The sequence below is a fragment of the Streptomyces flavofungini genome (assembly GCF_014650815.1).
Taxonomy (GTDB): domain Bacteria; phylum Actinomycetota; class Actinomycetes; order Streptomycetales; family Streptomycetaceae; genus Streptomyces; species Streptomyces flavofungini.
Genome location: NZ_BMVR01000040.1, coordinates 1 through 10,141 on the forward strand (window position 1 = coordinate 1; position 10,141 = coordinate 10,141).

A 10,141-nucleotide genomic window follows, 5' to 3' on the forward strand; every position below is an offset into this window, starting at 1 on the left:
TGTTTCCGCGAAGGAGCTCGACCAGCCCCGCACGAGGCTGACGCGGTGATCAACCTGTCGTCGACCTCACCTAAGAGGTCGTTTTCTCCCGGTGTTTCATCCCGTGATGCGGAGTTGGTCCGGTGATGTCGGGTCGCGCCAGGAGATGGTGTTCTCGCCGGTGAGGCGGCGGGCCATGAGGTCGGCCATGGCGAGGTGGATCATGGCTTCGGAGCGGGCCGGGAGGGTCTCGTAGTCGCGGGCCAGGCGCCGGTGCAGCATCAGCCAGCCGTAGGCCCGCTCGACGGTCCATCGCTTCGGGATCGGGGTAAAGCCCCTGCTTCCGGGGGTGCGTTGGACGATTTCGAGGTCGATGCCGAGGGTGGCAGCGTGGTCGATGAAGTGCTTGCGGTAGCCGCCGTCGACCCAGACCTTGCGCAGGCTGGGGTGGTCGGCGGCGGCCCGCTCGAGGAGGGTGCGGCCTGCAGTGGAGTCCTGGACGCCGGCCGCGGTGACCAGGACCGCCAGCAGCAGGCCGAGGGTGTCGGTGATGATGCTGCGCTTGCGGCCGTTATCTTGAGCTGGCCCGACTTGTAGCCTGCTGACCTGGGGTGATGTGTGATGGACGGTGTCCTCAACGCTCCCGTCAGCAGGGCCCGATGACGGAGGAAGATTTCTTCGTCGGCGTGTCGCGGTGTCGCTCCGGCAGGTCGGCGGTGCGCCGTTCGCCGAGCGCGATGGCGAGTGCCTCGCGCAACTCCCTGTTCTCGGCGTCGAGTTGCAGATTGCGCTTGGTGGCCGCCTCCAGGCGTCGCAGCAGGGAGGCGTCGGAGGCTCGTTGCCGTTCGGGAACGGGTCTCGTCGCGGGGACGCGGTGCCGGGCCCGGAGGCGTTCGATCTCGGCTCGCAGGTCTGGCTGGTTGTAGAGCCAGGACCGGGAGACGCCCGCTTCGCGGGCGACGGTCTCGAAGGTGATCGCGGTGCCAGCGGCGTCCATGCGACGCAGGGCGGCGACCGCCCGCCGGCGGGTCGCCGTGGACCGGCGACGGGCCGCGGTGACGATGAGTTGGGAGTTGTCAGCCGGCATCCGCGGTCTCCTCTCCTTCGTCCCGGCCGTCTTCCAGCTCGCCGATCATGCGGTCGAGGTTGTCGGCGACCTGCTGGTTCATCTCGGCGATGCGGGTGTGCCCGCAGCCGGTGGCGTTGTCGATCAGTGTCAGGGTGCGGGTGCGCTGTTCCTTGAGTTCTGGCAGGAACTCGGGGCCAGTGAGGAAGACCGGGCAGGTCAGGCAGGCATTCGCATGTGGGCAGGTCTTCTGGACGGGCAGCCCGCAGTAGCCGTTGGGCAGAGTCTGGGTGGCGACGCCGTAGCGGGTCTTGGCCCACTGGGCCTGACCGAGCGGCCCGTCGCCGTCGAGCGTGACACGCTCGCCCTTGATGTTGACCTTCATCGCCGCTTCCCAGCGGCGCCGGACGGTCTGGTCGGTGATCCGCGCGTAATGGGCGGTCATCCGGGACGATTCGTGGTCGAGGAGAACGCGTACGACTTCCTGAGGGACGTCACGATTGATCAGTCGGCAGGCGAAGGTGTGCCGCCACTGATGAGGCGTCAAGTGGACGGGCCGGCCGTGCTCGTCGCGGATGTCGCAGGTCGCCAGCCAGCGGCGGAGCATCTGCCGGTAGCTGCCGTCGGACATCCGCAGCCTCCCCGAGGCGTTCGCGTGCGGTCGAGGGAAGAGGACTCCGGTGCCCTGGGGCCAACGTTCAAGAACACGCTGCTGATGGTCACGGATGGCCTGCTCGAGTTCCTCGTCGATCGGAACGGCCGCCTCGCGCTTCATCTTGGTGTTGAAATACCGCAGGTAGGGGGCGCCTTGGCCGTCGTGGAGGAAGCAGTCGAAGTCCAGGCAGATGACGCTGGAGATCCGCAGACCGCCGCGGACGAGGATGAGCGTGATCAGGCGACCGGACGGATTGTCCCAGCGATCCAGGTTCTCCTCGGACTCGACCTGAGCCATGACGTGCTCGGCCAGCCGCCGGGAGACCGTAGCGGCCGGCTCCGGCGGGATGTCGCCGGGATAGAACGCGGCGGTGCCCTGGAGAGAGTCGTCCCAACGGTGTTGCCGGATGGCCTGGAAGAACAGGTTCAGGCTGCTGATCCGGCCCTTCTTCAGCCCGTGTCCGCCCGGTTGGGAGGCGACGTGGGCGAGGTGACGCTCCAGCAGTGGACGGTCGATGTCGGCGAGACGGTCGACGTCGACGTGCGCCAGGAAGCCGCCGAAGCAGACCAGCGCGTCCAGGCCGGTGTGTGCCGCGGTGGTGCTCAGCCCGCTGGTCAGCCGCAGCCGCAGCCACCGTTTGGCCAGGTCACGCAACCACGGCTGGTCGATCCGCTCGAAGTGCAGGCGAACGCGCGGTCGGGGGACGGTGGCGGTGGCCGGGGTGGTGATGCCCGGCAGTCGCTCCAGCCGCCACACATCCCGCGGATACTCGCTCTCCCAGCCCGCGCCGTCGCGCAAGACCTCGACGGCGTCACGGACCTCGATCAGGAAGAGCACCGGCTCCCGGACCCGGCCCGAAGCTGCGTCGTGCCGCCATGCCTCTTCGGTGAGGTCGAGCAGGGAGGAGACGCCGGCGGCTCGGGCGAGCCGGATGGCCTGCATGACGATGCGGGGCGGTGTCGTGCGGCGGTGGGCGTCGGCCCGGCACTGCAGCCCGTACTGAAATTCCAGTGTCAGCTGGCGGGGCAGGTCACGCAGGTCGATGTGCGCGGTGCCGGTCAACTCGCAGTCTGTGGCGAACCGTTCAGGGTCTGAACAGCCGGCGTTCGCCCACCGCTCGTGGTGGCTGCGGCAGAAGATCCTCTGCGGGCCCTCTGCCCACAGGGTGCAGAACGACAGTCGGCACTCGGCCGGCGTGGCACCAGGCGCGACCAGATTCGGCGCATCCCAGACGTCCGGACTGGGCCGTCCGGCCCGAACCCACCGGTCGTAGTGCTTGCCGCAGAACCCTTTCCCGAAGTTCCCGTAGCGGCAACCGGCGATCGTGCAGACCGACAGGGCCTGGCGCCCGCGAACGGGAAGTCCGGGATCGGTGAGGAAGTCCTCCATCTTGGGTCGGCCGCGATGGCGCCAGCGGATCACGTGCCCGTTGCAGAGCCCGCGCATGCTCACGATCCGGTCGCAGTCGGCAACGGCGCAGGCCGGGGCGACGAACACCGGGTCGTCGGGGGCCGGACGGTAGATCTCGGTGCGGAACTCGGCCCGGACTGCGGCCAGGAGCTTCTCCAGCAGTCCTGCCCGGCCGTGCCCGGCAGGCAAAGCATGAGGTGTCACAGCCGCACCTCCCGTCCGGTGAACCAGCCTGCGTTCTCCAGGGCGCGCCGGGCGTCCTCGACGGTGAGGTGTAATGGTGCAGTCGGGTATTGGAACTCTCGGAATGCCTGGCTCCAGGCGCTCTCCAGCTGTCCAGTTGCTATGGGTATGTCCGCGCTTGATAGCTCAGCTTCAGCAGGTCCTGTCGGCGCTGGTCGAGATACCAGTTGGCGGACTCATCGAGGTCGATCGTGGTTCTGATCACGGTGGTCTCGTCGGAGTTCGCCTCAGCGAGGACCTCACCTCTTGGTGAGATGACCATGCTGGGGCAGTGTTGGCGAGGATCCGCCACGTTGGCTGCCAGGACGAACCGCTGGTTCTCGGCTGCGCGGCTGATGAGGTGGCTCCGCCAGACTCCGGCAGGCTCGGAGGGGTTGGCCGCATGGGTGAGGTAGATGAAAGCCTGTGCTCCGCAGTCGGCCAGATGCTGCCATTGCTCGGGGAACCGGATCTCCCGGCAGATCTGGACGCCGAGCGTGACGGGGCCGCTCGCCAGGTGGATCGGGAGCGTCGAGAGCTCAGAGCCGGCCTGGAGTCGGCCTCGCTCGTTCATCGCCAAGTTGATCTTCCGGTAGGTCCAGCGGGTGCCGTCCGGGGAGAAGTAGAGGGCGGCATTGCTCCAAGCGTCGTGCTCGAATAGCAACGTGCCGCAGAACAGGTGGATGGCTCTGCGCTGAGCCAACTCCGCGAGGCAGTCCATGGCATGCTCGAGGGCCGAGGGCTGGAGACGTTCGAGGGCTGAGAGGTCGGTGCCGTATCCGGACAGGGCGCCTTCGGGGAGTACGACGATCTCATCTGGGTGGACGTTCGCCAGGAGCGAGGTGATGGCCGCGAGATTTCGCTCGATGTCCCAGGTGATGGGAATTTGCGCGATCGCTATGGAGGCTTTCATGAGTCCTTCTTTCGGCGGCTGATCTCGGCCGCGTAGGTGGCCCAGTCGCCCGCGGAGAGACGTTGCCAGGCGACAGCGACGTCGGTGTGGATGCCGAGCGTGCGGGCGAGGATCCCGGCCGGGATCTCGGTGGCGAGCTGGAAGAGCGCGGTGCTGCGGGCCTGATTGGGCCGGATCCCGAGCTGGTTCAGCCGCTGGGTCAGCTGTGTGGTGCTGATCGGCCGCCCGGGCTGGCCGCCGGGGAAGAGCCATGGAGACGGAGTCAAGGCCCCGATGGTCGCGTGACCCTTGCGGTTCGCGGCAACCACGCGGGCCAGTGCGGCGACGGGCTCGGGCAGCTGGACGGGCGCATCGCCGAGATGGAGACGTACTTCCTGGGCGCCGGCCTCGACGTCCTCGATGGTCAACCGGCTGATCGCTGACGGTCCTTGGGCATAGAGGAGGAGAAGGAGTCCTGCGAGACGGTCTTCTGCTTTGAGGATGTCGTCGTGCAGGAGCCGGCGTGCGACGTTCCACCGGTGCTCGTCATCGAGTGGCTGGGTGGGGCCGTTCCAGCGGACGGCGGGGACATGGACGGTGGTGAGCTTGTTGGTGCGAGCCCAGCGGATGAAGTGTCCGGCCGTGTGGCGGTAGGTGGCGGAGTCGTCGGTGAGCCACCGGTCGAGGTCCGCCTGCTGGCAGGTCTCCAGGGCGAGGTCGTGATCCTTCAACCAGGTCAGGAAGGCGACGGCCGCGTGGGTGCGTTGACGCGCGGACATGAACTGCTGCGGGGTAAGCGGGCGGCCGTTGCTGCGTCGGCGTAGTCGCCGGACCAGGTGCCAAATCGCGTACCGGTGTAGGACTTTGCGCTGTTCGGGGTCTTGTTGTGATGCGAGAAGGCCGGTGAGGAAGCGTTCGAGGCGGACCATGTACTCGTCCCGCTCGGGCAGGGCACCGACGCCAACGAGGACTTGGCGGAGGTGGGCGAGGGGCGGGCTGTCGGGCAGGTCGTCGAGGGCCTCGTGAGTCAGGGCTCGTCGGCCGGTCGCGAGGTCGGCCAGGACCGGAGACACGGACGGCTTGTTCAGCCACCGCCTGGCGGTGATGGGGTGCTCGGTGGTGGCGATGTCGTTTCGCAGGGCTTCGAGAGCGGGGTGGAGGGCATCGGACGGAGGGCCCAGGAGCTCGTTGAGGCGCCGGTTGATGAGACAGCGAGCGCACTGGCCGGGGTGCGGGTAGCGGGGATCGCTGCAGGTGGGGCAGGTGTGCCAGACCTCAGGGGCGGTGCAGTCCGCGCAAAGTGGCTGGTCGAGAGTGCCGGAGACGACCGCCGCGACGTCGCCGCAGGCCGAGCATGGCGCTGAGCGATGCTGGCAGTCCAGACACCATGGCCGCCCCGTGGTGCGGGAGGTGCCGCAGGGCTTCTCCTCGCCGCAGATACTGCAAGGCGCGGTGGGCAAGGAGGGGCAGCTTTGGCAGAGCGGGCCGTCCGGCGTGCGGGTGTTCACGACCTTTCGTCGGCCGCAGTTGATGCAGGTCTCCAGGTTCGCCGGGTCGCTGACCAGGCAGTTCGGACACACTGGCCGGCCTTGGTCGTCGCGGGTGGCGGGCTCTCGGCGGGCTCCGCATCCCGAGCACTCCTCGATGCGGGAGTGGGAGATGCACATGCGGCAGACCCGCTGTCCATCGAGGGGCTTGTCGATGCGTACGACTCTGTGGCAGCCGGGGCAGGACGGCCGGACGATCCCGGTGACGCCGGCCTCGTGCAGCAGGTCGATCAGTCTGAGGATCGTGCGGTGGGGTGCGAGGTGGCCGTCCCCGGTCAGCAAGGCGGGGTTGGTTTCCAGGGCCCAGGCGAGTTTCTGCTGGTAGGAGGGGCGGGGTGCCGATCGGCGGACCGCGTCGGAGACCGTCTCCTGCCGGGCCTGCGGGTCCAGTTCAGCGATCAGGGCGCCGATCATTGCGACGGGGTCACGTCCGTCGCTGTCCGGGCACTTGCCGCATCGTGGCCGCCCTGCTCGGTCGCGTGAAGCGACCCGGCGGGTGTTTCCGCAGGCAGCACACGGCTCGGGCTGTGGCCCGCAGTTCCAGCAGTACCAGTCCTGGCCGCGGCGCTGGAGAGTTCGCATCTGTCTGCCGCATTCGGCGCAACACGGCGGCGAGATGGCCTGGGCGCCGGCCTCACGCAGGGCGATGAGCAGGTCGCCGACGGCCCTGGGCGCTGGCGAGCGACCGTCGTTCAGCACGCGGGGATGCCCAGCCAGATGTGTCGCGAGGCGGCGTGACTTCGAGCGGCCGCCCGCGACGCTGGCGACCACGGCACGGATCTGGTCAGGCTCTAGGTGATGTTCGACGGCCGCGACCAGGTCCACGATGAGCCCGATCGGGTCGGTGACGGCCCGATCGGGGTGTCCGGGTGTGGTCACGGCCGCTCGAGACCGCGGATGCGGGCTCGCTTGGGTCGCAGGTCACCGACGCCTGTCTCGGCGCCAACGGCCTTCTTTGTCCGGGTGGTTGTTCCAGCGCCTGCTGCGGCGGTGGGCTCGATGAGGTCGTCCATGGTGCAGTCTAGGATGTCGAGCAGGGCCATGAGGATCTTCAGGCTGAGCCTCTCGGGGCGCTCGACGACGAGCCGGTAGACCTGGCTCGACGACAGGGTGATGCCGCGTTCGTCCAGCAGCGGGATGAGGTCGGTGGTGGAGAAGAGCCCGCGGTCGGCCATGACCTTGCGCAGGTGCCAGTGGTAGTCGAGCTTCGCGGCCATCAGCGGTCCTTGTCTGCGGGGATCGGGGCGAGCGCGGGAGCAAGTGCCTTGTGGAGCATGGTGTTCATGAAGTCGTCGCTGACGTGGGTGTAGATGGCGGTGGAGCTGTCATTCTCGTGACCGACTTGCTGCTGTAGAAACCGCCGGTCAACCCCGTCCTCCGTGAGGTGGGTGACGTAAGAATGGCGAGCGGAGTGGACCGTCAGCGCCTTCGGGAGCTTCAGTGCGTCACGGTAGGCGACGAAGCGGGCGTTGATCTCCGCCGGCTTGACCCGGCCGCCCCGCTCGGTCACCCACAAGGCGGGGTGGTCCTCGCAGCCGAACCGCGGCCGTACGTTCTCCACGTAGTCGGCGACCGCCTCCACCGCCCAGTCCATCACCGACAGCACGTTCCGACGGCGCGGTGGCTGACCCTTCTTCGCTTTGCCGTAGCGGACGTTGAGGGTGCCGTACCGGCCGAACTGCGGAGCCTTCGCGTTCCGCCCGAAGTCCACCACATCCAGCTTCGATGCCTCGGTCCGGCGCAGACCCCACCCGTAGATGACCTTGAAGAGGGTGGCGTCGCGGTAGGCGGCGAGGGCGCCCTTGCGTTTGGCTCGCACCGCCCGTTCGACTTGGTCGTCGGCGTAGTCGAGGAAGTGCTGGATCTCCTCACGGGTGAACGGCCTCGCCTCGGGGCGCCCCTCGTAGTCGTTGAGGTGGGCGATGGTGTTCCACTCGTGGCAGATGGTCACCGGGTGAGTGCCGAAGGCGTCCTCGCAGGCCACCGACCAGCCGTAACGGCCGTCGATCAGGAACTCGCTGAACAGGCGCAGACTGCCCTGATAGCTACGGATCGTGGACGGCGCAAGGTGCTTCTCGCTGGTCAGCCACAGTGACCACTCATCCACATGGCCAGGAGCCCAGGCCCACGGATATTCGTTGGTGTACTCCAGGAACCGGCGTACGAGTCGTTCCCGGGCGGTGACCGTGTCCTCGCGAAGCCCACGAGCGGCCTGCTGGGCCCGCCAACCCCGCACCATCGCTTCGACCATCGCGTCCTGCGGACGCAGCTGGGCCACCCCGGAGACGAGCTCCAGATGAGCCGCCCCCGCCAGGTCGGCACGTCGCTGTAGACCCACTTTCACCCTCCCCTTCAGAGGGCAAATCCTGCATCAGATGGGATCTGATCGCCAAACTACCAGCTCAGGCCGCCAAGTTGCAGGAGGGTGGAGTCCTCGTCAGGCACTGTCCTGACCTCGCGACCTGCGGCTTCTCGCCCGCCTGATGCAATTCCTGAGGGTTACCGTAGGTGTCGATCGTGGTGCTGATCGAGGCGTGTCCGAGGAGTTCCTTGACGTTCTCCATGCCGGCCCCGCGCCGCAGCAGCCAGGTGGCATAGGTATGGCGGTATTGGTGGGGTTCGAACTCGATGCCGGTGGTCTTCCGAAGCCGTCTGACCAGGTCATAGACGGCCGGGTAGGCCCAGGGGTGGCCGTGCGGCTCGGCGAAGAGGTTCACGAAGACGTAGTCGGAGTCCAGAGCGCCGTACTCGCGGTGCAAGTAGTCGGAGTACAACCGCATCAATTCCGCGCTGGCCGGGATGGTTCGCGTGCGGCCGGCCTTGGCGCGGGCCCGGTTGTCGTTCTGCCGCGGCACTACGGTCACCTGCTTCTCGGCGATCGCGAGGTCGTCGTGCCGCAGGCCCAGGGCCTCGCCGATGCGGACCCCGGTGTCCAGGAGCAGGGCGAACAGCAGCCGGTCTCGCAGGTGTTCGCAGCCATCGAGGATCTTCTGGGCCTGGGCGGCGGTCAGGACACGGGGACGCTTCCGGCCGGACTTGAGCTTGATGGTTCTGGTCCGCTCGGGCCTGCCGGAGGCGATGTGCTGCAGGAACGGCTTGTAGGAGGTGGCCGACGAGCGGTGCCGACCGGCCGGACGCATCGTCACCAGCAGGTCAGCGACCTCGATGCCGCTGCGAGCATGGAACTCGTAGAACGTGCTGACCGCGGCGAGCTTGCGGTTCACGCTGGAGGCCGTGCAGTGGTGCTCGACCGTCGGCAGCACCGCCACCGCCCCGCTCCGGGCCAGCGGCGGCAGCCGCAGCCAGGCCACGAAGGCAGCCACCGCCTCCAGGTCGACCGCTTTCCAGTCCAGGCTGCGACCGTCGAGGTAGACCCACCAGTCCTTCAGGTCGTGGGCGTACGCCTTGACGGTGTTCGGTGACCGCTCGATCGCCGTCAGGTAGGCCAGGAACGACTCCACCGGATCGACCGGCCGCAGATCATGCCCCAGCAGCGTCCACGACTCCGTCGTCGACCCGGATGTCAGTACCCTCTGTACGCGCATCGCGCATCCACCCCTTCCGTGTTGGACGGCGGCAGATAACCGCATCCACCACGGGAGTTGTGGGAACTTCAGAGTGCTTCACGCACATGAAGGACACGCTCGTGCGGGCTCAAGATAACGGCCCACGATCTTCTTGCCCGCGTCGATGCCCTGGCTGTGGGCGGGGACGCTGGTGGAGGTCTTGACGCTCTGCGCGTCGATGACGCAGGCCGACGGGTGCCTGGCACGGCTTTCCTGCTGGCGTACCAGTTCCCGCAGCAGCCCGTTGAGCTGGGCGAAGATGGCGTCCCTCTGCCACTTGGCGAAGTAGCCGTAGACGCTCTGGTGAGGAGGGAAATCGTGCGGGAGGTAGGCCCACTGGCAGCCGGTGCGGTCCACATACAAGATCGCATTCATGATCTCGCGCAGGTCGTGCCGGGGTGGGCGCCCGAAGTCCAGGGCCCGGCCGCGGCGCTCGAAGCGCCACGCGGACAGCACCGGCTCGATCAGCTCCCAGCGGGCATCGGACAGATCACTCGGATACGCACGACGGTCGGCCATCCCCTGGAGATACCGCCGTCCCGGGGCGTGTGCCCAGGCGCGTGTTCGGCCTCATGGGAGCACGGAACAGAAGCGGGCGTCTTGGAATGAGACAGGCGCAGGATGCCCACTGCCTCAGACGCCACACCATCCGACCCGACACGCACAGCCGGCCGGGCCGCCCCACCAGCACCTGATCACCGCCCTGCACAAACAAGGTGATATCACCGCACCACAGAAGAAAACGACCTCTAAGACGTTGTCCTATGTGGTGAGGCGGAGTAGTCGCTTGTAGCAGCACAGGGC

General features: G+C 67.7%; 7 protein-coding genes and 2 pseudogenes. All 9 read right to left on the reverse strand.

Translation table 11 applies throughout. The features are described from left to right. Positions 1-96: 96 nt before the first annotated feature. Positions 97-549: pseudogene (locus tag IE274_RS38755) on the reverse strand (transposase); the annotation flags it as partial. 76 nt (positions 550-625) lie between these two features. Further along, entirely contained in the window at positions 626-1,066 is a 441-nt protein-coding gene (locus tag IE274_RS38760) for a DUF6262 family protein (RefSeq protein WP_190120655.1), read from the reverse strand. After that, entirely contained in the window at positions 1,056-3,314 is a 2,259-nt protein-coding gene (locus IE274_RS38765; protein WP_229910116.1) for a tyrosine-type recombinase/integrase, read from the reverse strand. Before IE274_RS38765 ends, IE274_RS38760 begins: the two co-directional genes overlap by 11 nt. 139 nt (positions 3,315-3,453) lie before the next feature. After that, entirely contained in the window at positions 3,454-4,245 is a 792-nt protein-coding gene (locus tag IE274_RS38770) for a carbon-nitrogen hydrolase family protein (protein WP_190120656.1), read from the reverse strand. After that, positions 4,242-6,596 carry a site-specific integrase gene (locus IE274_RS38775; protein WP_198898087.1) on the reverse strand — a complete coding sequence of 785 codons (2,355 nt, stop codon included), beginning with the start codon at positions 6,594-6,596 and terminating at the stop codon, positions 4,242-4,244. Before IE274_RS38775 ends, IE274_RS38770 begins: the two co-directional genes overlap by 4 nt. Before the next feature lie 50 nt (positions 6,597-6,646). After that, positions 6,647-6,988: a helix-turn-helix domain-containing protein gene (locus IE274_RS38780; RefSeq protein ID WP_190120658.1), complete on the reverse strand. Its 342-nt coding sequence runs from the start codon at positions 6,986-6,988 to the stop codon at positions 6,647-6,649. Then, on the reverse strand, positions 6,988-8,109 hold the full coding sequence (locus IE274_RS38785; protein WP_190120659.1) for a tyrosine-type recombinase/integrase: 1,122 nt from the start codon (positions 8,107-8,109) through the stop codon (positions 6,988-6,990). Before IE274_RS38785 ends, IE274_RS38780 begins: the two co-directional genes overlap by 1 nt. 64 nt (positions 8,110-8,173) lie before the next feature. Continuing rightward, positions 8,174-9,316: a tyrosine-type recombinase/integrase gene (locus tag IE274_RS38790; RefSeq protein ID WP_190120660.1), complete on the reverse strand. Its 1,143-nt coding sequence runs from the start codon at positions 9,314-9,316 to the stop codon at positions 8,174-8,176. A gap of 117 nt (positions 9,317-9,433) precedes the next feature. Beyond that, positions 9,434-9,856: pseudogene (locus IE274_RS38795) on the reverse strand (transposase); the annotation flags it as partial. Positions 9,857-10,141 lie beyond the last annotated feature (285 nt).

Bases quoted from the DNA above. Each gene is read 5' to 3' on its own strand.
- IE274_RS38760 (WP_190120655.1), bottom strand. From the start codon at position 1,066: ATGCCGGCTGACAACTCCCAACTCATCGTCACCGCGGCCCGTCGCCGG.
- IE274_RS38770 (WP_190120656.1), bottom strand. From the start codon at position 4,245: ATGAAAGCCTCCATAGCGATCGCGCAAATTCCCATCACCTGGGACATC.
- IE274_RS38780 (WP_190120658.1), bottom strand. From the start codon at position 6,988: ATGGCCGCGAAGCTCGACTACCACTGGCACCTGCGCAAGGTCATGGCC.
- IE274_RS38790 (WP_190120660.1), bottom strand. From the start codon at position 9,316: ATGCGCGTACAGAGGGTACTGACATCCGGGTCGACGACGGAGTCGTGG.